This window comes from Zoogloea sp. (assembly GCF_030157465.1).
In the GTDB taxonomy this organism is placed as follows: Bacteria; Pseudomonadota; Gammaproteobacteria; order Burkholderiales; family Rhodocyclaceae; genus Zoogloea.
This window is the reverse complement of the sequence record NZ_JAOAUU010000012.1, coordinates 20,263-41,795: the sequence shown is the minus strand read 5'-3', so window position 1 is coordinate 41,795 and position 21,533 is coordinate 20,263. Positions and strand designations below refer to the sequence as shown.

At 67.2% G+C, this 21,533-nt stretch carries 14 protein-coding genes; 8 read left to right on the top strand and 6 right to left on the bottom strand.

Annotated elements, in window-relative coordinates; genetic code table 11:
• Positions 1 to 15 precede the first annotated feature (15 nt).
• Complete coding sequence (locus Q1W26_RS01845; RefSeq protein ID WP_300435100.1) at positions 16 to 1,737, bottom strand: glutamine--tRNA ligase/YqeY domain fusion protein; 1,722 nt, start codon at positions 1,735 to 1,737, stop codon at positions 16 to 18.
• Positions 1,738 to 2,065: 328 nt separating this feature from the next.
• On the opposite strand from Q1W26_RS01845, the gene Q1W26_RS01840 reads away from it, so the two are divergent.
• From Q1W26_RS01840 to Q1W26_RS01825, 4 genes are read left to right on the top strand one after another with little or no spacing between them, the layout of a single operon-like run.
• Complete coding sequence (locus tag Q1W26_RS01840) at positions 2,066 to 4,051, top strand: TonB-dependent receptor (RefSeq protein ID WP_300435097.1); 1,986 nt, start codon at positions 2,066 to 2,068, stop codon at positions 4,049 to 4,051.
• A 10-nt stretch (positions 4,052 to 4,061) separates the two neighbouring features.
• On the top strand, positions 4,062 to 4,610 hold the full coding sequence (locus Q1W26_RS01835; protein WP_300435095.1) for a YfiR family protein: 549 nt from the start codon (positions 4,062 to 4,064) through the stop codon (positions 4,608 to 4,610).
• Entirely contained in the window at positions 4,611 to 7,379 is a 2,769-nt protein-coding gene (locus tag Q1W26_RS01830; protein WP_300435094.1) for a response regulator, read from the top strand.
• On the top strand, positions 7,376 to 9,520 hold the full coding sequence (locus tag Q1W26_RS01825; RefSeq protein ID WP_300435093.1) for an EAL domain-containing protein: 2,145 nt from the start codon (positions 7,376 to 7,378) through the stop codon (positions 9,518 to 9,520). The genes Q1W26_RS01830 and Q1W26_RS01825 overlap by 4 nt, the downstream gene beginning before the upstream one ends.
• Positions 9,521 to 9,554: 34 nt before the next feature.
• On the opposite strand, the gene Q1W26_RS01820 is transcribed toward Q1W26_RS01825, so the two are convergent.
• The 5 genes from Q1W26_RS01820 to Q1W26_RS01800 are packed head-to-tail and all read right to left on the bottom strand — an operon-like array spanning position 9,555 to position 15,366.
• Entirely contained in the window at positions 9,555 to 10,859 is a 1,305-nt protein-coding gene (locus Q1W26_RS01820) for an HD domain-containing phosphohydrolase (protein WP_300435091.1), read from the bottom strand.
• Positions 10,856 to 12,664: a PAS domain S-box protein gene (locus Q1W26_RS01815; protein ID WP_300435089.1), complete on the bottom strand. Its 1,809-nt coding sequence runs from the start codon at positions 12,662 to 12,664 to the stop codon at positions 10,856 to 10,858. The genes Q1W26_RS01820 and Q1W26_RS01815 overlap by 4 nt, the downstream gene beginning before the upstream one ends.
• A gap of 4 nt (positions 12,665 to 12,668) precedes the next feature.
• Complete coding sequence (locus Q1W26_RS01810) at positions 12,669 to 13,511, bottom strand: HDOD domain-containing protein (RefSeq protein WP_300435087.1); 843 nt, start codon at positions 13,509 to 13,511, stop codon at positions 12,669 to 12,671.
• Complete coding sequence (locus tag Q1W26_RS01805; RefSeq protein WP_300435084.1) at positions 13,508 to 13,822, bottom strand: hypothetical protein; 315 nt, start codon at positions 13,820 to 13,822, stop codon at positions 13,508 to 13,510. The genes Q1W26_RS01810 and Q1W26_RS01805 overlap by 4 nt, the downstream gene beginning before the upstream one ends.
• The gene (locus Q1W26_RS01800; RefSeq protein ID WP_300435081.1) at positions 13,819 to 15,366 is read right to left on the bottom strand and encodes a response regulator; all 1,548 of its coding nucleotides are present in this window, start codon (positions 15,364 to 15,366) and stop codon (positions 13,819 to 13,821) included. Before Q1W26_RS01800 ends, Q1W26_RS01805 begins: the two co-directional genes overlap by 4 nt.
• A gap of 159 nt (positions 15,367 to 15,525) precedes the next feature.
• Here Q1W26_RS01800 and crcB point away from each other — a divergent pair, with 159 nt between their 5' ends.
• The 4 genes from crcB (at position 15,526) to trxA (ending at position 21,511) form a co-directional block, all read left to right on the top strand.
• The gene (gene crcB, locus Q1W26_RS01795) at positions 15,526 to 15,930 is read left to right on the top strand and encodes a fluoride efflux transporter CrcB (RefSeq protein ID WP_300435078.1); all 405 of its coding nucleotides are present in this window, start codon (positions 15,526 to 15,528) and stop codon (positions 15,928 to 15,930) included.
• Positions 15,931 to 15,961: 31 nt separating this feature from the next.
• Complete coding sequence (hrpA, locus tag Q1W26_RS01790) at positions 15,962 to 20,032, top strand: ATP-dependent RNA helicase HrpA (RefSeq protein ID WP_300435075.1); 4,071 nt, start codon at positions 15,962 to 15,964, stop codon at positions 20,030 to 20,032.
• A 38-nt stretch (positions 20,033 to 20,070) separates the two neighbouring features.
• The gene (locus Q1W26_RS01785; RefSeq protein WP_300435072.1) at positions 20,071 to 20,484 is read left to right on the top strand and encodes a hypothetical protein; all 414 of its coding nucleotides are present in this window, start codon (positions 20,071 to 20,073) and stop codon (positions 20,482 to 20,484) included.
• Between the two features lie 190 nt (positions 20,485 to 20,674).
• Complete coding sequence (trxA, locus tag Q1W26_RS01780; protein ID WP_300435069.1) at positions 20,675 to 21,511, top strand: thioredoxin; 837 nt, start codon at positions 20,675 to 20,677, stop codon at positions 21,509 to 21,511.
• Positions 21,512 to 21,533 lie beyond the last annotated feature (22 nt).

The window sequence follows — 21,533 nt, the reverse complement described above, 5'->3', positions numbered from 1 at the left end:
TCCGGGTCATGGTGCTTATTTCTTCCAGGTGTCGCGCAGGGTGACGGTGCGGTTGAACACCGGTGCGCCGTCGGCGGAATCGATGCGATCGGCAACGAAGTAGCCGTGGCGTTCGAACTGGAAGCGGGCTTCGGGCCGGGCTGCACGCAGGGCCGGTTCGAGCTGGGCGGTGATCGTGCGCAGGCTGTCCGGGTTGATGTCGTCGATGAAGTTGCGTTCGAGACCTTCCGGGTCGCCCTCGCGGCGGCTGCCGGGGGTGGCGTGGGCGAACAGGCGGCCATACAGCCGCACTTCGGCGGTGTAGGCGTGCTCGACCGAGACCCAGTGCAGATTGCCCTTGACCTTGTAGGTGTCGGCGCCGGGGGTGCCGGACTTGGAGTCGGGCAGGTATTCGCACAGCACGGCGGTGATCTTGCCGTCGGCATCCTTCTCGCAGCCGGTGCACTTGACGACGTAGCCGTAGCGGAGGCGCGCCATGTTGCCAGGATAGAGGCGGTGGTAGCCCTTGGAGGGGGTTTCCATGAAGTCTTCGCGCTCGATCCACAGTTCGCGGCTGAAGGGGATTTCGCGCTTGCCGAGATCCGGGTGGAGCGGGTGGTTGGGCGCGTGGCAGCGCTCGGTGTGGCCGACCGGATAGTTGGTGATGACGAGCTTGACCGGGTCGAGCACGGCGACGCGGCGCTCGGCGGAGTTGTTGAGATCCTCGCGCATGCAGTCTTCGAGCACGCTCATGTCGATCCACGAATCGCCCTTGGAGACGCCGATGCGCTCTGCGAAGCGGCGGAAGCCTTCCGGCGTGAAGCCGCGGCGACGGGCTCCGACCAGGGTGGGCAGGCGCGGGTCGTCCCAGCCGGCGACGTGTTTTTCGTCGACCAGCTCGACCAGCTTGCGCTTGGAGAGCACCACGTAGGTGAGGTTGAGGCGGGCGAACTCGATCTGCTGCGGAACCGGGCGGCTAAAGAAACCACCGTCGGCCAGGGTCTCCAGCAGCCATTCGTAGAAGGGGCGCTGGTCGGCGAATTCGAGGGTGCAGATCGAGTGGGTGATGTCTTCAAGCGCGTCCTCGATGGGGTGCGCGAAGGTGTACATCGGGTAGATGCACCAGCGCTCGCCGGTGCGGTGGTGCGCGGCGTGGCGGATGCGGTAGATGGCCGGGTCGCGCAGGTTCATGTTGGGCGAGCCCATGTCGATCCTGGCGCGCAGGATGTGGGTGCCGTCGGGGAATTCACCGGCCTTCATGCGCTGGAAGAGTTCGAGGTTCTCGCTGACGCTGCGGTCGCGGAAGGGGCTGTTCCTGCCGGGCGAGGACAGGGTGCCGCGGTAGGCGCGCATTTCGTCGGCCGGCAGGGATTCGACATAGGCCTTGCCGACGGTGATGAGGTGTTCGGCCATGGCGTACATCTTGTCGAAGTAGTCCGACGCGAAGTACAGGTGATCCTGCCAGTCGAAGCCCAGCCACTGGACGGCCTCGATGATGGCGTCGACATATTCCTGGTCTTCCTTGGCGGGATTGGTGTCGTCGAAGCGCAGGTGGCAGGCGCCGCCGTAGATCTGGGCAAGGCCGAAGTTCAGGCAGATGCTCTTGGCGTGGCCGTAATGCAGGTAGCCGTTAGGCTCGGGCGGGAAGCGCGTTTCGACGCGGCCGCTCCATTTGCCGAGGCGGCGGTCTTCGTCGATGATGTTGCGGATGAAGTGGCTGGGCGCGGCATCGGTGGCCGGGGTGGTCGGAGCAGTCATCTGGGTCATACCTTGACGGGCGCAGGGCGGAAAGCCGCCCGAGTCTGAAAAATCATTCAATTGTAGCCGATGGCGGCGCGGGCGACGGCCCGGCGCTGGGCCGTGGTGTGCGAACACGATGCGCGTCGCGGCGTTTTGGGGTGTGACTTTGTCCACGCCGGGATGCAAGGGTTTGGCAAAAACGCCTGTGCCGCGAACTGTTAGGCGCGGCGGGGCTGCGGGCTTTGGTAGAAGTGTTGGTGTGTGCCGGCCCAGGCCATGACGTTATCATTTTTCGAGATTCCAGCCGATGCATCCCTGCCGTGCCCGAATTGTTTTTCCTGCCTTGATGTGGGCGACCACTGTGTGGGCTGACGAAGCGCCGCTGGTCGACCTGGCCCTCGAGGATCTGGCTCGTCTGGAGGTGGCCACGGTTTCGCGCAAGGCGCAGAAATTGTCGGAGACGTCGGCTGCAGTCACCGTGTTGACGGCCGAGGATATCCGCCGCAGCGGGGCCCGCAGTGTGCCGGAGGCCCTGCGCGAGGTGCCCGGAGTGAGCGTGACGCAGATCGGCGCCGGCCGCTGGGCGGTAGGCGTACGGGGCTACGCGGGGCGTTTTTCCAACAAGCTGCTGGTCCTGATCGATGGCCGCAGTGTTTACAGCCCGCTGTTCTCGGGTGTGTTCTGGGAAGCGCTCGACGTGATGCTCGAAGACGTGGAGCGCATCGAGGTGGTGCGCGGGCCGGGCGCTTCGCTGTGGGGCGCGAATGCCGTCAATGGCGTGATCAACATCGTGACCCGCAAGGCAACGGCGAGCCGCGGCGGATTGCTGTCGATGAGGCTGGACAACCAGGGCCACCCGGCGGTGGCGGTGCGCCAGGGCGTCGAGCTTGGCGGAGCGGGTGCGCTACGGGTTTTTGCCAAAGGCAACGAGCTGGCCGAATCTCGCTCGGCCAGCGGTGAGTCCGGTGTCGATGGCAATCGGGGCTGGCTGGCCGGTTTCCGGATGGACAGTGCGGGATCGGGAACGAATGCCTGGATGGTGCAGGGCAATACCTATCGGCGCAGCAGCCGCGAAAACCTTCAGACCAGTGCCCAGGCCGGCCTGCCGCTCCTGTTGCCCCTCGGCGCCGACCTGGAAGGCTCCAGCCTGGTGGGGCGCTACACCTGGGGCTTGGCCGGCGGCGAGGCGTCGCTGCAGGGCTACGTGGATACCCAGCGGATCGAAGCGAAAAATTACGGAACCGGCGAGGTTCGCACGGCCGACCTGGATTTTCAGCATCGTCTGGCGCCGATGGGGGCGCATGAATTGATGTGGGGGCTCGGCAGCCGCTTCGTCCAGACGGAGATCCATCTGTCGACGCCGGCGCTGGTGGTGTCTCCGAGTGGCCGGAAATTCAACGTCGCCAGCGCTTTCGTGCAGGACGAGATCACCCTGCAGCCGCGGCTCTGGAAGTTGACCCTCGGCGGGCGTTTCGAGCATTCGACCATGTCCCGCCTCGAGCCGCAGCCGAATGCGCGGCTGATGTGGACGCCCACCGATGCGGACAGCGTGTGGGCCAACTGGTCGCGGGCGGCACGCACGCCGTCGGTCGGCGAGATCGACACCCAGATGTTCGCCGGCCTGCACCAAACCGGTAATCCGCGAATGCCCGTCGTGGCCATGGTGTCGCGACCGGGGCCGAACTGGGCGCCGCGGGCCGAGCGGCTCGACGCGCTGGAGCTCGGCTATCGTCGCGGTTTCGGCAATGGCAGCTTCGAGGCCGTGCTGTTTCACCACGACTATACCCACCTGACCAGCATCTCCCTTGATCCGGGGGGTGTCGTGCTGCCCGGTGTGGCCGGTCTGGTGCCGGCCGGCGTGGTTCCTCTCCAGTATCTCAACCGCGGCAACGTGGGGAGTGCACGCAGCACCGGCCTGGAGCTGGGGCTCGACCTGCCGGTGACGGAGAACCTGCGCCTGCAGGCCAGCTACACGCTGATGGACATCCGGGCTGGCCGCAGCTCCGACCCGGTTACCCAGGCCTCGGGAGAGGCCCTGGAGGAGGCGTCACCTCACTACTGGGCAAACCTGCACGGACTGCTCAGCTTGGGGCGCGGTCGCGAGGTGGATCTGATGGTGCGCAGGGTGGGCGCTATCGGTCTGGGGCATGTGCCGGCCTACACCAGCGTGGATCTGCGCTACGGCTGGCGAGTCAGCCGGTCTTTCGAGTTTGCGGTGGTCGGGGTGAACCTTTTCGACCCGCTCCACCAGGAATACGCGCCGGACTTCGTCCCCTCGCAACCCGCTTATCAGCCCCGGCAAGGATTTGTCCAGGGCATGTGGCGTTTCTGAGGGCTATCCCGTGATCCGCCGCCTATTCGGCAGACTGGCATTTCTCATCGCGCTCAACCTGGGCGCGGGCCCGGCATGGACTGCCGAGCCGCCGGGGGAATACCAGATCAAGGCTGCCTACCTGCTCAACTTTGCCCGCTACGTGGAATGGCCCGCTGTGCGTCTGCCGACCGGGGCTCCGCTGCGCCTGTGCGTGCTCGGTCGGGATCCCTTCGGTGGAGCGCTGATCGGCCTTGAAGGGCGCCAGGTCAATGGCCACGAAATGCGCCTGCGCCAGATCGAAGGCGTCGACCAGGCCGGCGACTGCCACCTGGTTTTCATCGCCGATTCGGAGGAGCGCCGCCTCGGCCTGCTGCTGCGCGGGCTGGCCGGCAAGGGTGTGCTGTCGGTGAGCGACACCGACGGTTTTGCGGAGGCCGGCGGCAGCATCGGGCTGGTCGTCGAGGACGGGCGGGTGCGCTTCGACATCAATCAGGCGGCCCTCCAGCGGGACGGCCTGAGGGCCAGTTCCCAGTTGCTGCGCCTGGGGCGCAACGTGCTGGGCGTGAGGGGGTTCTGAGTGCGATCGATACAGAATCTGCCCATCGGCCGGAAGCTTGGCATCGTGGCCCGCCTGAGCGTGCTGATCGCGCTGGGCGTGGCGGTGCTGACCATCTTCATGACCGAGGTGATAAACGAGATCCGGCGGGCCGACGAGGACGGCCGGGTGCTCTCGGAAATTGTCGCCGACAGCGCCATTCCACCGCTGCGCTTTGATGACGCCCGGGTGGCTGCGTCGCTGCTGGCGGCCTTGCGTCACCACGAAAGGGTGGCCAAGGCGCTGCTGTTCCGCCAGGACGGGTCGGTGTTCGCCGCCTATCCGCCACAGGCCGGAGACGACGTGCCCTACGTCGCCTGGCTGAAGACCCAGGCCGAGGGCAGCGGGGCCCGGTGGAGCGGGCTGACCCTGCTCGTCAGCAAGCGTCTGGTCAGCGATGGCGAGGAGCTGGGAAGCCTGATTATCGAGTTCGAGCTCCGGCCGATCGTCGGGCGCCTGATCCTGTGGCTCGGCTTTGCGCTGCTCGGGTTGGTCGCGGCGCTGGTCGTGGCGGGCCTGTTCACCCGGCGCATGCAGGGGATGATCGTCGGGCCGCTGCAAAAGCTGGCCGACGTGGTGCGCGAGGTGGGCACTCGCAAGCGCTATGACCTGCGTGCCCCGGCCGGTTACGCCGACGAGGTGGGCGAGCTGATCACCGGATTCAACGGCATGCTGGCCGAAATCGGCACCCGCGACCGGGAGCTGACGCAGCACCGTGAACACCTCGCATCCGAGGTGGCCGCCCGCACCGCCGAACTGCGTGCGGCGATGGAGCAGGCCGAAGCGGCCAACCGCGCCAAGTCCCAGTTTCTGGCCAACATGAGCCATGAAATCCGCACGCCGATGAACGGCGTCATGGGCATGATCGGGTTGCTGAGGCAGACTGCGCTCGGCGAGCGCCAGGCTTTCTTTGTTGATATGCTCGATGATTCGGCGCGCGCGCTTCTGGAGATCATCAACGACGTGCTCGACGTTTCAAAAATCGAAGCCGGGCGGCTGGAGCTCGAGCTTCTGCCGTTTTCCTTGCGGGATACCATCGACCTGGTGGCCACCCTGTTTGCCACCTCGGCCCACGAGCGCGGCCTGCAGCTCTACCTGTACGTCGACCCGCTGGTGCCGGCCCGTGCGACAGGTGACGCGCTGCGCGTTCGGCAGGTGTTCAACAACCTCGTCTCCAACGCCCAGAAATTCACCGAGCACGGCGAGATCGCCATTGTTGTGACGCGGGCGCCCTGTTCCGCTGAGGGACGCCTGCGGATACGGGTCGAGGTTCGGGATACCGGCATCGGGGTGCCGCGGGAAGCCGGCGCCCGCTTGTTCCAGTCCTTCTCGCAGGCCGACAACTCGATGGCGCGGCGCTTTGGCGGCACCGGGCTGGGGCTGGCCATTGCCCGCCAGTTGGTCGAGCAGATGAACGGCGAGATCGACTATCTCTCCGAGCCCGGTCTCGGCTCCTGTTTCTGGGTCGAGTTCGAACTGGGCCAGTACACCTCCGCAGCCGCGCCTCTCCCGCCGCTCGCCGGCTGTGCGGCCCTGATTGCCGTGGGTGACTCCCGCGCACGCGATGCGCTGGTTGCTCAACTGGAGTTTCTGGGCTGCCGAACCGAGCTGGCCTACGATTCTCCGGCGGTCGACGAAATGCTGGCCTCCGGCGCCCGCTTCGACTGGGTGGTCGTCGATGCCGCTTTCGATGCACTCGGCGGCTGCCGCCTGCTCACGGATCTGCGGGCCCGGCCGGCCCGGCCGCTGCTGGCGGCGATTGTCGGTGCCGGCCACGACGAAGCCGACGCGATGCGGGCCGCGGGCGCCGAGCTGATCCTGCCGCGCCCGCTGAGCGGCACCGAGATCCGTCGTTTCCTGGTCCGGGAAGTGCCGGCCGCCGCGCCCGATCCGGCGGTGCATAGCCTGGCTGCCCATGTGCTGGTTGTCGAGGATCACCCGGTGAACCGCGAGGTGGCGGGCGCGGTGCTCGAATCCATCGGTTGCCGCGTGTCGCTGGCCGACGACGGGAGTCAGGCCGTGGAGGCCTGTCGTGACGGGCGCTTCGACCTGATCCTGATGGATATCCAGATGCCAAACATGGACGGGCGCGAGGCGACCCGCGTGATCCGGGCCGACGAGGCCGCGCGCGGCTTGCCGCGCATGCCGATCATTGCCCTGACCGCCAACGCCCTCTCCGAAGACCGCGAGGCCTGCCTGGCTGCCGGCATGGATGATTACCTGGTCAAGCCGGTGTCCGGCGAGCAGCTGTGGGCCGTCCTGAGCCGCTGGCTGCCCGACGTGCAGCCCGCCGATCCGCCAGGTGCTTTGCCGCCGCCCGGGCCGCTGCCGGCACCCGCCGCGAGTGTCGGCAGCCCGGTCGAGGCCGCACTCGACGTAGCCGTGCTACTGGGCTTGCCGGGCGTGAACGGGCAGCGTGAGTCGCCGATGTTGCAGCGTTTGGTGGCACTCTTCGTCACCGAGACGGTGCGCAATGTCCGCAGCCTGCAAAGACTGATTGCGACGGGCGACAAGGACGGGGTGAAGGCCCTGGCCCACAAGATGAAATCCGGTTGCTTTGCGATCGGCGCGCTGCGGCTGGCTGCCCTGGCGCGGGCCCTGGACGAACGGATGAAGAGCGGTGCCGCGCCGACTCCCGCCGAGGCGGCCGGGTTTGCCGATGCCTGGGAGGGCTGCCGGCAGGCGCTCCTCGACGAAGGATTGATCAGCATGGAAGCTTTGAGCCGGGTGGAAGGCCCTATGGAACAATGACCGGAAGCCACAACAACACTCGCGTCCTCATCGTTGATGATGATCCGCTGACCCGCATGATGGCCGTCGAGGCCCTGCGCGAAGGCGGCTACAGCACCATCGAAGCCGAAAACGGCGTGCAGGCCCTGGCCGCTTTCAAGGCCGAGCATCCCGATCTGGTGTTGCTCGACGTGATGATGCCGGGGCTCAGTGGTTTCGAGGTCTGCCGCCGCTTGCGCGCCACGCCGGCCGGCGAGCTGGTGCCGGTGATCATGCTCACGGGCCTGGAAGACAGCGAATCGGTCGAGGAGGCTTTTCACGTCGGCGCCACCGATTTCATCTCCAAGCCGATCAACTGGACCCTGCTGCGCTTTCGCATCCGTTACGTGCTGCGCTCGGCCCAGGTCATGAAGGAGCTGGTGCGCAGCAAGGACAACCTCTCCAGCGCCCAGCGCATTGCCCGCCTGGGCAGCTGGGAATGGTTCGTGCCGGCCGACGACGCCCAGCGTTCGTCCCAGTATTACCGTTTGTTCGGCCAGCATGCCGACACCTTCGGCGAGGGCATGGAGGCTCTGGTCGCCCACGTCTACGAGCCCGACCGGGCCATGGTTCAGGCCGCCCTGGAGGGCGCCCGCCAGGGCATTGGCTACCAGCTCACCTACCGGGTGGTGTGGCCCGACGGCAGCGTGAGAACGCTGCTGGAAACCGCCGAGCGAGCCGACGACCTGGCGGCGGAATCGCTGGATGGGCTGGTCATGGAGGGCAGCGCCCAGGACATCACCGAGCAGGTGGAAACCCAGCGGCGGATTCGCCAGCTGGCCTATTTCGATCCGCTTACCGGGCTGCCCAACCGCGAGTTCTTCCGCGAGGGGCTGCTGGCCGCCACGGCCCGCTGCCTGCGCAACGACAGCCGCTGCGCCGTGATGGTGGTGGATATCGACCGCTTTGCGCGCATCAACGACAGCCTCGGCCCCGAGCGCGGAGACCAGGTGCTGCAGGTCATCGGTCATCGTCTGCGCGACAGCATGGGCGATCGCACCCCGGCCGAGCCGGCAGGCGGCGGCGGGTTGCCGCGCCTCAAGGTGGCACGCATGGCGGCCGACGAGTTCGGCATTCTGGTGACTGACGTGGGGCCGGTGGAGGAGGTGCTGGCCATCGCCCACAAGCTGGTGCAGGTGGTGTGCGCACCGATCCGCGTGCCGGGCCAGGAGATCACCCTGTCGGCCCGGGTGGGCGTGGCGCTGATGCCCGATCACGGAACCGACGCGGATGCGCTGCTGAAGGCCGCCGAAACCGCCCTCAACCGGGCCAAGCGGATTACCCGCGACCAGGTGGCGCTGTTTTCCGAAGAGATGAAGGTGGCCGCCTTCCTGCGCTTTACGCTGGAAGGCGATCTGCGCCGGGCCATCGGCGAGGACGAGCTGAAGGTGCTCTATCAGCCCATCGTCGATGTGAACCGCCGCGAGATCGTCAAGGCCGAGGCGCTGGTGCGCTGGCCGCACATGTCGCGCGGGCCGGTGCCGCCGCCGGAGTTCATTTCGCTGGCCGAGGAAACCGGCATGATCGTGCCGCTCACGCGGGCCGTGATGGAGCGCGTGTGCAACGACATCGTCGAGCTGGGCGATGCCTTGCCGGCGGATTTCCGGGTCAGCATCAACCTGTCGGGCGTGAACTTCATGGATCCGCAGCTCATTCCCACCGTGCGCGCGGTGCTGGAAGGGGCGGGCTTGCCGGCCTCGCGCATCGAGTTCGAGCTGACCGAAACGGTGCTCATGCGCGATCTCGATTACGCCACGACCATCCTGGCCCAGTTGCGCGAGATGGGCATCCGGGTGGCGGTGGATGATTTCGGCACCGGTTATTCGTCGCTGGCCTATCTGCGCCGGCTGGCGGTGGATACGCTGAAGATCGACCGGTCGTTTGTCGGCGAACTGGTCGACGGGCAGGGCGTGGCCATCGTCAGGGCGGTCATCGGGCTAGCCCACAGCCTGGGGCTGGAGGTGGTCGCCGAAGGCGTCGAGACCGTTGCCCAGCTGGAAACCCTGCGCGATCAGGGCTGTCACCTGATCCAGGGCTATCTGTTTGCCCGCCCCATGTCGAGCCGGGCGCTTGCCCAGTCGCTGGTCAGCGCCAGCATCTTGCCGATGGGCCGGCCGGTCTGAGGCGGCGGGGCTTGCCGGCCCCGCTCCACACCCTCTACGTTTTTACCTCCTGCGGACGAATGGCGATGCTGAGGCGGATGCCTTCCGAGGCCTCCAGTTCGCGCAGCTGGCGGATCAGGTTTTCGTCGAGCACGAAGTCCGCCGCCAGCAGCATGACGCCGTCGCGGGTCAGGAGATCGCGCGCCAGGACCATGCCCGGCTTGAGGGACGAGGGATTGTGTTCATTGGTGGCACCCGGAGTCGTGTCAGGCCCCCCCATCACCTCCATGAAAGCGTCCACCACATTCGGGCAGTAGCGCTTGCCGCGGTTCTGCTGCATGAAGGTGACGGCCTCCTCGGGCTTGAACCGGCGCGGCGAGAGCGAGCCGATCTGCAGCCCGTCGAAATCGTTGGCGACGGCGATGATCCGGGCGCCGTAAGGAATCGCGAGGCCCGAGAGGCGGTCGGGGTAGCCCTGGCCGTCCCAGCGCTCGTGGTGGCTGCGCACGAAGGTGCCGGCCTGGCGCAGGTTTTCGAGGCCCATCAGGGCGGCCTGTCCGGTGATCGGGTGTTTGCGCAGCAGGCCCAGTTCGTCGCCGCTCATGTGGGACACCGGCTTGCCGAGCAGTTCGTCGGGCAGGCCGATCTTGCCGACGTCGTGGAGCAGGCCGGCGAGCATCACGTCCTGCACGTCGCCGGGGGTGAAGCCCAGTTTGACGGCGATCTTGCGGGCCAGGTCGGCAACGCGCCTCGAATGGCCGGCGCTGGCGCCTTCGCGCAGTTCGATGAGGTTGGCGAAGACGCGGATCGAGGTCAGGAAGTGCTGCTTGAGTTTCTCGTGGGCCGCCTTGAGTTCGCTGGTGCGCGCCTCGACCTTGTGTTCGAGGCTGGCGTTGAGGCTCTTCAGTTCTTCGTTCTGGCGCAGCGTCAGGGCTTCCAGGCGGGCCTTCTCGCGCAGCAGGGCCTGGCGTTCGAGCGCTTCGCGCACGGTGAGCAGCACGTCCTGGTCGTTCCAGGGTTTGGCGATGTAGCGGGCGATCTGCCCCGAGTTGATCGCGGCGATGGTGGAGTCCATGTCGGCGTAGCCGGTGAGCAGCAGGCGCACGGTGTCGGGATAGCGCTTGCGGGCTTCGGCGAGGAATGTGGCGCCGTCCATGCCGGGCATGCGCATGTCGGAAATGATCAGGTCCACGTGTTCGCCGGCGAGCGCTTCGAGGCCTTCGACGCCGCCGCCGGCCACCAGTACCTTGTAGCCGTGGGGGCGGAAAAGGCGCCGCAGGGACGACAGGATGTTGGCTTCGTCGTCGACGCAGAGAATGGTGAAGGCCTGGGTGCTGGCGGTGGGCGGGGAGGGGGTCATGGGGCTTCTCCGGGGTCGGCCGGGTGCTGCACGGGCAGGGTGATTCGGAAGGTGGTGCCGGCGCCCGGCGTGCTGCTTGCCGTGATGTTGCCGTGGTGCTTTTGCACGATACCGTATGAAAGGGCGAGGCCGAGGCCGGTGCCCTTGCCGATCGGCTTGGTGGTGAAAAACGGGTCGAAGATGCGGTCGATGAGGTCGGCGGGAATGCCCTGGCCGTTGTCGTCGATCTCGATCCACACCGTGTCGCCGGCGCTGCCGGTGCGCACCCGGATGGTGCCGCGGCGCTCGTCCGGCATGGCCTGGGCGGCGTTCACGAAGAGGTTCATGAACACCTGGTTGAGTTGCGAGGGCAGGCATTCGACGAGGGGCAGTTCGCCGTATTCGCGCACCACATCGGCCTTGTACTTGATTTCGTTGCTGGCGATGTTGAGGGTGCTGTCGAGGCCGGCGTGGAGATCGGCGGGCTGCCAGTCCTCCCGGCTGGAATCGGTGCGGGAGAAGTCGCGCAGATCCTGCACGATCTTGCGCACGCGGCCGGTGCCTTCCTCGGATTCACTGATGAGCTGGCCGATGTCGTCGCGCAGGTAGGCAAAATCGGCGCGCTCCTTGGCGGCGGCGATGGCCTCGCGGGCGGCGGGCGGGAGATCGGCCTCGCACTTTTCGTAGGTGTCGAATACGTCGAGCAGCTGGGCCATGTAGCCCTTGAGGCTGCGGATGTTGGAATTGACGTAGCCGATCGGGTTGTTGATTTCGTGGGCGACGCCGGCGGCGAGCTGGCCGATCGAGGCGAGCTTTTCGGACTGAATGAGTTGCTGGTGGGTTTCCTGCAGGCGGCAGTTGAGTTCGGTGAGTTCGGCGTAGCGCTTGAGCAGTTCGGCCTCGGCGGTTTCCCGGCGGTCGATGTCCTCTTCCAGCGTGGCCTTGGCGTGGCTGAGTTCGCTGGTGCGCTGGGCCACCGTGGCTTCGAGTTCGGCCTGCATCTTGCGTAGCGCGTTTTCGGCGTGCTTGCGTTCGGTGATGTCCTGCAGGGTTTCGATGGCGCCGATCACCTCGCCGGTGTCGTTGCGCAGCGGCGCGGCGGTGGCGTAGAGCCAGCGGCCGTGGGTGCCCAGGTGCGGGAAGTGGCTTTCGGCCTCGTAGGCGTTGTCGATCACCGTCGAGCGGCGCAGGTTTTGCGTGCCGTAGAGTTCGATCATCTCGTCGATGGTGCCCGAGACGATCAGGTCGGCGAGGATGGGGCGCTCGCTTTCGTAAAAGGCGCGCCACTGCTCGCGGGTGCCGACCATGCTGTCGGCGCTGATGCCGACCACCTGCGCGCAGGCCCGGCTCCAGTGGGTGACCACGTGGCGGGCGTCGATGACGAGGGTGGGCACCGGGCCGCTTTCGATGATCTGGGCGAGCAGTTGCCGGGCGTGCAACTGGTCGGCTTCGGCACGCATCCTGTCGGTGATGTCGAGGATGCTGCAAAAAATGGTGGGTGCGTCGGCGATGATCTGGTCGGAAACGGACATCTCCACCCAGCGGGTGTCTCCGCTGCGGGTAAGGATGACGGTTTCGTCCAGGGTGGTGGGTAGCGGGCTGTCCAGACGGCCAGAGTCGCGCTCGCGAAGGCGGTCGCAGTCCGGCGGCGGAAAGAGGGTCCAGAAGTCCATGTCCGCCAGTTCTTCCGGCGCGTAGCCGCTCAGGCGTGACAGGGCGTCGTTGGCGAACAGGATCTTGTCGCCCCGGTGCAGCATCACGGCGGAGGTGAGGGCATTGACGAGGGGGAAAAGTTGCGAGGGAAGCGCAAAGACGTCGTCGTTCATGGGGTCAGCCCAGCAGCAGGCGATAGCTTTCGAAGCGGGTCTGGGTGTCCGCCAGCACCTCGGTGAGGCCCTGCCAGTCGAGGCCGAGGGCGTCGATCGTTGCGGGGTGCAGGCTGGGCATCAGGGTGTCCTCGGCCTCTTCGAAATCGAGGGCCTTGGAAATGGCATCGGCGTAATGGATGATCGGCGCGAGCCCGCCGGGCGCGCCGAGTTCGGGCCGGTGGTGGTAGGCCAGGGCATCGATGATTTCTTCGGGGAGATGCCAGCGGAGGGTGAGGGCCGCGCCGACCGCGGTGTGATCGAAGCCGAAGATTTCGAGTTCGAGTTCGCGCAGGCTGCAGTCCCGCTCGCGTGCAATCGCGAGGGCGCGGGCAAACTGCGCGGGATAAACGCTGACCATCGCCAGGCGGCCGATGTCATGGAGCAGGCCGGCGACAAACAGACTTTCGGACGGGCGGCCGAGGCGCTGGGCGAGGGACTGGGCGGCGACCGCCGTGCCCATCACGTGGCGCCAGAAACGATTGGGGTCGAAGCCCGCGCAATGGCCGCCGGGCAGCCCGGTGACCACCGCCGCGGCCAGCACCAGCGAGCGCACGGCCGAAAAGCCCAGCACCACGACGGCATCGTGGATCGAGCCGACGCGGCTTTGCAGGCCGTAGAAGGGTGAGTTGGCGACCCGCAGCACACGCGCCGCAATGGCTTGGTCCTGGGCGATGCGCCGGGCCAGGGCGGCCACGTCGGGGTCGCCGCCGGAGAGGGTGTTCAGAAGCTCCAGCGCCACGGCCGGCAGGGCCGGCAACCGCTGGATGCGGGCGAGCATGTCTCGGAGTGTGGGCTGCTCGCTCACTTGAGTTGCTCCTGGCGAAAGGCGAGCACGGCGTGGAGCAGGGCCTGGGAGCCGGGGTCGTCCACGGTGTGGCGGAATATATGCATGACCCGCGCCCGCACTTCTTCGCGCTTTCTGGCGATGTCGACCGGCTCGGCCGGCGCGCTGATGGTCAGCGTGGCAATGCCGCGCCGGCGCAGGCTCTCGAGATGGCTTTCGGTGAGGGCGAGTGCGGCGGGCAGGAGCACGTTGCCGCCGGCATCCAGCACCGGGGCAGCGAGAAGCATGCCGGGAAGGGTTTCGGCCAGTGGCAGCGTGCGGGTTTCGCTCATGGCGTGATCGTCCGGCTGGTGAAGCTCAGCAGGGTACCGCGAACGTCTCCGTGGCTGCCAAGCGGGTGGGCCTCAACGCGCACGCTGCGGCCGTGCAGGTCAAGGTCGGCGTGTTGTTCGCCGGCGTTGAGGAGCAGGGTGCAGGAGGCCGGCAGCACTTCTTCGGCGCCCAGGCCGAGCAGCGGCGCCTGCTGGGCAAACAGCCTTTCGGCGGCGGCGTTGGCCAGCGCGATCATGCCGCCCGAATCGATGCCGAGCAGCGGCACGGGCAGCACGGCAAGGGCTTCGTGGGTCATGCTGAGGGCGGCCTCTTCCATGCCGAGCTTGCGCTCCCGGTCGGCCAGCACGGTCTTGAGTTGTGCGTTGATGCGTTCCAGCGCGTCGTTGGCACCGGCCAGCTCGGCGCTCAGGCGCCGGTTTTCATCGCTGAGCAGCTTGCGCTGGAAGGCTTCGTTGATGTTGGCGCGCAGCATCGCGTCGTCCCACGGCTTGGTGAGGAACTTGTAGATGTCGCCTTCGTTGATCGCGTCGGTGACCGACTGCAGGTCGGTGTAGCCGGAGAGCACCATGCGCACCGAATCCGGGTCCATCTGCTTGGCCTTCTGCAGAAACTCGACGCCGGTCATGCCGGGCATGCGCTGGTCGGAGACGATGACGTCCACCGGCTGGGTGGCCATCAGCTCGAGCCCGGCCTTGCCGCCGGTGGCCGTGAGGATGGTGTAGCCGTCGCGGCGCAGCAGGCGGCGCAGGGACGACAGGATGTTTTCCTCGTCATCCACCAGCAGCAGCGTCCGTTCGGGCCGCGGGCCGCGCAGCAGGGCCGGGTCGAGGCGCCGGTCGGTGGCGAGGAGGGCTTCGAAGTGGCCGGCCGGCTCGGGGTTTCCGAAGAGCGGGCCGAGGATCAGGTCGCAGCCGAGGGCCACCATCGTCGAGGCGCTGTGGGCGGAGTCGACGCCCTTGGCGCTGACCACCAGCCTGAGCGTGTGGGCGCGGGTGACCAGTGCCCGCACGATGGCGATGCCTTCCGGGTCGGCCACCACGTCCTGCACGAGGTGCGCGGGCACCTCCAGGCTGTCCAGCGGCAGGCGCCTGATCCAGGCCAGGCGGGCGAGGGCCGGGCTGGCGGCGCTGAGGGTGAAGCGTATGCCGCAATTCTTCAGGTGCCGGAGGGCGGCGGTGCTGGCGTCGGAAACCCGTTCGTCGGTGCTGATGCAGATTTCAAGGCATTGGGGCTCGAATTGCGTTTCGAGCAATATGGCGTTCAGCGCCACTGCGAAGGCGGGCTCGCAGAGGGTGCCGATCCGGGCGCCGAATACCAGCACGAGCGGCTGGCTGTGCGTCCGTGACCACGCCGCAAGCTGTGCGCAGGCTGCGCGCAGCGGCGCCAGGGCCGCCCCGGTAGGCGAATCCAGTACGAACTTTTCAGGCCCGTCGGGGCGGCCGATGTACAGCTTCGCGCCAGCCAGTTCGCCGTTGCGGCAGTCGAAGCGCGGCTGGTAAAGAAGCGGGCCCGTCGGTACGGGCGCGTTGGCCTGGCTGTGCATCTACTCTCCAATTCCGGTGGCCGGTGCGGCTGGCGGGGCCTGTGCGCACCGTCCGTTGCCACTTTGGCCCTGCTCGAAGCCTATCGGCGGGAGAGGCTTGTCCTTTAGGGATTGTTGCGGTCGGGCAGCGGCGGGGCGGGCAGAGTAAAATGCGGCCCCATGTCCGATAACGCCCACCACTTTCCCGTCCTCGCCTTCGTCGCCATCGGTATCGGTGCCGCGCTGGGCGCCTGGCTGCGCTGGTGGCTGGGGCTGCGGCTCAACCCGCTGCTGGCTCATCTGCCCCTTGGTACCCTTGGGGCGAACCTGCTGGGCGGCTACCTGATCGGCGTGGCGGTGGCCTTTTTTGCGACGCGTCCCGAGATTCCGCCGGAAGTCCGGCTGTTTGTCGTGACCGGCTTTCTGGGCGGCCTGACCACCTTTTCGTCCTTCTCGGCCGAGGTCGTGCATCTGATCAACACCGCCCGCTACGCCTGGGCAGCCGGGGCGGCCGCAGTGCACCTCGGCGGTTCGCTGGGCATGACCGCGCTGGGCATGTGGACTGTCCACAGCCTGCGCGCCTGATTTTTCTCCCGTTTTCTTCGCAGTAATCCCGATGGCTTCTCCGCACGACCGGCGTGATCGCAACGATCCCCAAGACCCTTACCTCCTGCTCGAACAGTGCCTGTCGGCCGATCGTGCCGGCCTCTACCGCGATTTGCGCCGGTTGCCCAAGCGCCCGCGTGCGCTGGCGGAGCTGCCGGAAGCCCTGCGCCTGCGCATTGCCGATTCCGCGGCGAAGCTCATCGCCCGTGCCGAAGCTCGGCCGCGGCCGGATTTTCCGCCCGATCTGCCGGTCAACCAGCGCCGGGACGAAATCGCGGCGGCCATCCGCGACAACCAGGTGGTCATCGTTTGCGGTGAAACCGGCTCGGGCAAAACCACCCAGCTGCCCAAGATCTGCCTTGATCTGGGCCGTGGCGTCGCCGGCCTGATCGGCCACACCCAGCCGCGGCGGATCGCCGCCCGTGCCACCGCCACCCGCATCGCCCAGGAGCTGAAAACCGAACTCGGCACGGCGGTGGGCTTCAAGATCCGCTTTACCGATCGCGCCGGCCCGCAAACCTACGTCAAGCTGATGACCGACGGCATCCTGCTGGCCGAAACCCAGGGCGACCCGCTGCTGTCGGCCTACGACACGCTGATCATCGACGAAGCCCACGAGCGCAGCCTCAACATCGACTTCTTGCTGGGCTACCTGCGCCAGCTGCTCGCCAAGCGGCCGGATCTGAAGGTGATCGTCACTTCCGCCACGCTGGACGCCGAGCGCTTTGCGCGCCATTTCGGCACCGCCGAAAAGCCCGCGCCGGTGATCGAAGTCTCGGGCCGGCTCTACCCCATCGAGATGCGCTACCGCCCGGTGGAGCGCGCCGAGCCGCCCGCGGGCGCGCCCACGCCGCGCCAGGACAGTCGGGGCCCCGACCGCGATCTTTACGACGCGCTGGTGGATGCGGTCGATGAAGCCCACCGCAGCGGCCCCGGCGACGTGCTGGTGTTCTTGCCCGGCGAGCGCGAAATCCGCGAAGCCGCCGAAGCCCTGCGCAAGGCCCATCACGCCGCCGGAACCGAGGTGCTGGCGCTGTTCGCCCGCCAGTCGGCCGCCGATCAGGCGCGGGTTTTCGCCCCGTCGAAGGGCCGCCGCGTGGTGCTGGCCACCAACGTGGCCGAAACCTCGCTCACCGTGCCCGGCATTCGCTACGTGGTCGATACGGGCCTGGCGCGGCTCAAGCGTTATTCCCACCGCAACAAGGTGGAGCAGTTGCAGATCGAGAAGATCGCCCAGTCGGCGGCCCGCCAGCGCGCCGGCCGTTGCGGCCGGGTGAGCGATGGCGTGTGCTTCCGGCTCTACGACGAGGACGACTTCAACAAGCGCCCGGAGCACACCGACCCGGAAATCCTGCGCTCGTCGCTGGCCGGCGTGATCCTGCGCATGAAGTCGCTCAAGCTCGGCGAAGTGGCCGACTTCCCCTTCATCGACGCGCCGCTGCCGCGCATGGTGGCCGACGGCTACCAGCTGCTGGCCGAGCTCGGCGCGGTCGATGAGGTGGAAGGCGCCACGGCGATGAGCCTCACGCCGATTGGCCGCGAACTCGCCCGCCTGCCCCTCGACCCGAAGATCGGCCGCATGATTCTTGCCGCGCGTGACCGGGGCAGCCTGTCCGAAGTGCTGGTGATTGCCGCCGCGCTGTCGACGCAGGACCCGCGGGAGCGCCCGCCCGAACGCCAGGCCGCCGCCGACCAGGCTCACGCCCGCTTTCGCGGCCCGGAAGAAGAGCAGAAATCCGAGTTTCTGTGGTTCTGGAATCTCTGGCGGGCCTGGGAGGAAGTCCAGCGCCACGAAACATCGAGCAAACAGAAGGCCTGGTGCAAGACGCACTTCCTGTCGTGGCTGCGCCTGCGCGAATGGCGCGACGTGTATGCCCAGCTGCACGTGCTGTGCGCCGAGCACGGCTGGAAGGAAAACGACAAACCGGCCGCTTTCGAGGCCATCCACAAGGCGCTGCTCACCGGCCTGATGGGCCACGTGGGCTGCAAGATCGAAGACGCCACCGGCCCGGCCGCCGGCAGTTACCTGGGCGCCCGCGGCATCAAGTTCTGGCCGCATCCGGGCTCCAGCATCGCCAAAAAGGCCGGCAAGTGGATCATGTGCGCCGAACTGGTGGATACGTCCCGGCTGTTCGGCCGCTGCCTTGCCCGCATCGAGCCGGAATGGCTGGAGGATGTGGGCGGGCACCTGCTCAAGCGGCAGGTCTCCGAGCCGCACTGGTCCAAGGCCAGCGGCGCCGTGCGGGCCTGGGAGCGGGGCACGCTGTACGGGCTCACGGTGTATCCGCGCCGCGGCGTGAGCTACCGTGAGATCGACCCCGATTTGTGCCGCGAACTGTTCATCCGTGAAGGCCTGGTGCAGGGCGAGATTGCCGAAGGCCCGGCCCGCGGCATGGCCTTTCTGGCCCATAACCGGCGGCTGGTGGCCGAAATCGAGCGGCTGGAGCACAAATCCCGCCGGCCCGACGTGCTGGTGGATGAAGAGCTGATCTACGCTTTTTACGATGCCAAGCTGCCGCCCGAAGTGCTCGATGTGGCCAGCTTCGAGGCGTGGCGCAAGGACGCCGAAAAGGCCGCGCCCAAAACCCTGCAGCTGACCCGCGACCAGCTGATGCGCCACGACGCGGAAGGCATCACCACCGATCGTTTTCCGTCCAGCTTCGAAGTGCTGGGCCAGAAGCTCAAGCTGGCCTACCTGCACGCGCCGGGCGAATCCGACGACGGCGTGACGCTGACCGTTCCGCTGGCCATGCTCAACCAGATTCCGGCCAACCGCTGTGAATGGCTGGTGCCCGGCCTGCTGGAAGAGAAGGTTGTCGCGCTGCTCAAGACCGTGCCGCCCAGGCACCGCCACCGCCTGCAGCCAATGAGCGAGAGCGCCGCCGATTTCATGACGAAATTCGAAGCGGGCGAGTTCGATCCGGACGATCCGCTGATCAAGGCGCTGCAGCGCTTTGTGGAAGTGCGGGTGTCGCTCAAGCTGCCGATGGAGAGCTTCCGGGCCGAAAATCTCAACCCGCACTGCTTCATGAACTTCCGCGTGCAGGACGAGCATGGCCGCGTGCTGGGCCAGTCGCGCAATCTGGCCGAGCTGCGGGCGCGCTTCCGCGACCAGGTGGCGGCGCGCTTTCAGGCCGCCAAGATCGTTCCGGCCGAAGCGCCTGCGCCCAAAAAAGGCGCGCCGGAGGGCAAGGCCGCTGCCAGGGCGCCCGAAGCGCCGGCCGCCCAGCTGGGCGGCTTTACGGGCTGGACTTTCGGGGCCCTGCCGGAGCTGCTGGAGGTGAAGGTCGCCGGCCGCGAGATCGTGGGTTTTCCCGCGCTGCACGACGACGGCGCCAGCGTTTCGCTGCGCCCCTACGACACGCCGGAAGAGGCGGCCAGGGTGCATCGGGGCGGCCTCGCGCGCTTGTTTGCGCTGGAGCTGTCGGCCCAGGTCAAGTCCATCGAGAAGCTGCCGGGCATCCGCGATCTGGCGCTCGCTTTCATCAACTACGGCACCGAGGCCGAACTCAAGGCCCAGCTGGTGACCGCCACGCTGGAGCGCTGCTGCCTGCTCGAACCCCTGCCCACCGACGCCGATGCCTTTGCCAGACGTTGCCAGGAGGCCAAGCCGCGCATCACGCTGGTGGCCCAGGAGCTGATGCGCCTCACCGGCCAGTTGATCACCGAGCACGCGCTGATGGTCAAGCGCGTCGCCGGCCTCAAGACCTTCCCCGACGTGGTGGCCGACATCAACGCCCAGGCGGCCAGGCTGATGCCGAAGAACTTCCTGGTGGCGCTGCCCTACGAGCGCATTGCGCAGATTCCGCGTTATCTCAAGGGCGTGACGGTGCGCATCGACAAGCTGCGCACCAACCCCGCTCGCGATGCCCAGCTCATGGCAGACTGGAAGAGCCTCGCCCAGCCCTTCGAGCGCGAATGGCTCGCCAAGGCCAAGGCCGGCGTCACCGACCCGCAACTGGAGGAATTCCGCTGGCTTCTCGAAGAACTGCGCGTAGGCTTGTTTGCGCAGGAGCTGAGAACGCCGATGCCGGTCTCGGTGAAACGCCTGCAAAAAATCTGGGACAGCCGGCCGAGGTAGCGCAGCCTGCGTTGCCCGCCATTCAAGGAGCGATTCGCATGAGCAGCATTCCAACCCTTTCCGGCGGGCATGAGGTCGATCCGTCGCTGGTGCGCTGGACCCACGTCATCTACGGCCTGCACGCCATCGCGGTGGTGATCGGCGTCACGTCGTCGGCGGCCACGGTGGTGGGCGGTTTCGTTTTTGGCTTTCCGTCGCTGGTTGCGGTGGTGCTCAATTACATCAAGCGCCGCGAAGTGGCCGGCACCTGGCTGGAAAGCCATTTTCGCTGGCAGATCCGCACCTTCTGGTTCACCTGGCTGTGGCTGCTGATCGCCGGGCTGGTGATGCTCACCATCATCGGCATCCCCATCGCCGCGTGGCTGATGATCCCCGGACTCGGCCTGTGGGTTGGCTACCGGGTGGTGCGCGGCTGGCTGGCGCTGCAGGGCAGCCGGCCGGTGGGCGCCTGACGCGCCTTCGGCTTATCCCCGCTGGCCGTGGTCAAGCCTGTGGGTAAGCTGTGGGGTGAGGGCCGAGGCGCCTGATCCGTAAGGGTTTTTGTGCGCCGCCTCATTTTTGGGCAGTGGCTCCGGGTTGCGCCGGATTGGCGTGTTATATCGGTAATAATCCTGCCCTTTCCTCTTTTTCACGGGTGCGCCCATGAGCTATTCCTTTGATGTCACGGAACCCGATTTCGACGCCGCCGTCGTCGCCCGCTCCCACGAGGTGCCGGTGCTGGTGGATTTCTGGGCGCCCTGGTGCGGGCCGTGCCGCACGCTCAAGCCGATGCTCGAAAAACTGGCCGATGAATACGGCGGGCGCTTCGAGCTGGCCAAACTCAACTCCGACGAGGCGCAGGATGTGTCGGCCCGCTACGCGGTGCGCAGCATTCCCGCGGTAAAGCTGTTTGTCGGCGGCCAGGTGGTGGATGAATTCACCGGCGCGCTGCCCGAAGGCCAGGTGCGCGCTTTTCTCGAAGCCCACTTGCCGGACGAGGCCGAAGAGCTGCGCCGCACGGCGGCCGACATCGCCGATCCGTTGCAGCGGGCCGAGATGTTGCGCCAGGCCGAGCAGTTGTCCGGTGGCCGGCTGGAGATCGTGCTCGATCTTTGCGCTGCATTGCTCGATGCCAATCTCGTCGATTACGCCGCGGCAGGGCTGGATTCGGTTGAGCTGCGGCAGCGGGACGAGAACTGGCTCAAGCTGAAGGCCCGGCTGGATCTGGCCCAAGGCGCGGGTGAGGTGGACGAGGCGGCCCTTTGCGAGCGCATCGCGGCGGATCCGCAGGATTTCGAAGCGCGTCTGGCGCTGGCCGGGGCGCTGGCCCAGAAAAATGCGTGGCCCGAGGCTTTCGATGCGCTGCTCGAGGTGGTGTTGCGCGACAAGGCGGAGGCGCGTGCCACGGCGCGGGCGCGCCTGGTGGAGTGGTTTTCGCTGTGCCCGGATATGCGCGCGGTGATGAACGCGCGGCGGCAGTTGTCGATGTATCTGAATTAGAGCCGGGCGGCTTTTACGGCAC

Coding starts and splice junctions, on each gene's coding strand:
- hrpA (WP_300435075.1), top strand. CDS start 15,962: ATGGCTTCTCCGCACGACCGGCGTGATCGCAACGATCCCCAAGACCCT.
- Q1W26_RS01815 (WP_300435089.1), bottom strand. CDS start 12,664: ATGAACGACGACGTCTTTGCGCTTCCCTCGCAACTTTTCCCCCTCGTC.
- Q1W26_RS01840 (WP_300435097.1), top strand. CDS start 2,066: ATGTGGGCGACCACTGTGTGGGCTGACGAAGCGCCGCTGGTCGACCTG.
- Q1W26_RS01800 (WP_300435081.1), bottom strand. CDS start 15,366: ATGCACAGCCAGGCCAACGCGCCCGTACCGACGGGCCCGCTTCTTTAC.
- Q1W26_RS01825 (WP_300435093.1), top strand. CDS start 7,376: ATGACCGGAAGCCACAACAACACTCGCGTCCTCATCGTTGATGATGAT.
- crcB (WP_300435078.1), top strand. CDS start 15,526: ATGTCCGATAACGCCCACCACTTTCCCGTCCTCGCCTTCGTCGCCATC.
- Q1W26_RS01845 (WP_300435100.1), bottom strand. CDS start 1,737: ATGACTGCTCCGACCACCCCGGCCACCGATGCCGCGCCCAGCCACTTC.
- Q1W26_RS01820 (WP_300435091.1), bottom strand. CDS start 10,859: ATGACCCCCTCCCCGCCCACCGCCAGCACCCAGGCCTTCACCATTCTC.
- Q1W26_RS01805 (WP_300435084.1), bottom strand. CDS start 13,822: ATGAGCGAAACCCGCACGCTGCCACTGGCCGAAACCCTTCCCGGCATG.
- Q1W26_RS01785 (WP_300435072.1), top strand. CDS start 20,071: ATGAGCAGCATTCCAACCCTTTCCGGCGGGCATGAGGTCGATCCGTCG.
- trxA (WP_300435069.1), top strand. CDS start 20,675: ATGAGCTATTCCTTTGATGTCACGGAACCCGATTTCGACGCCGCCGTC.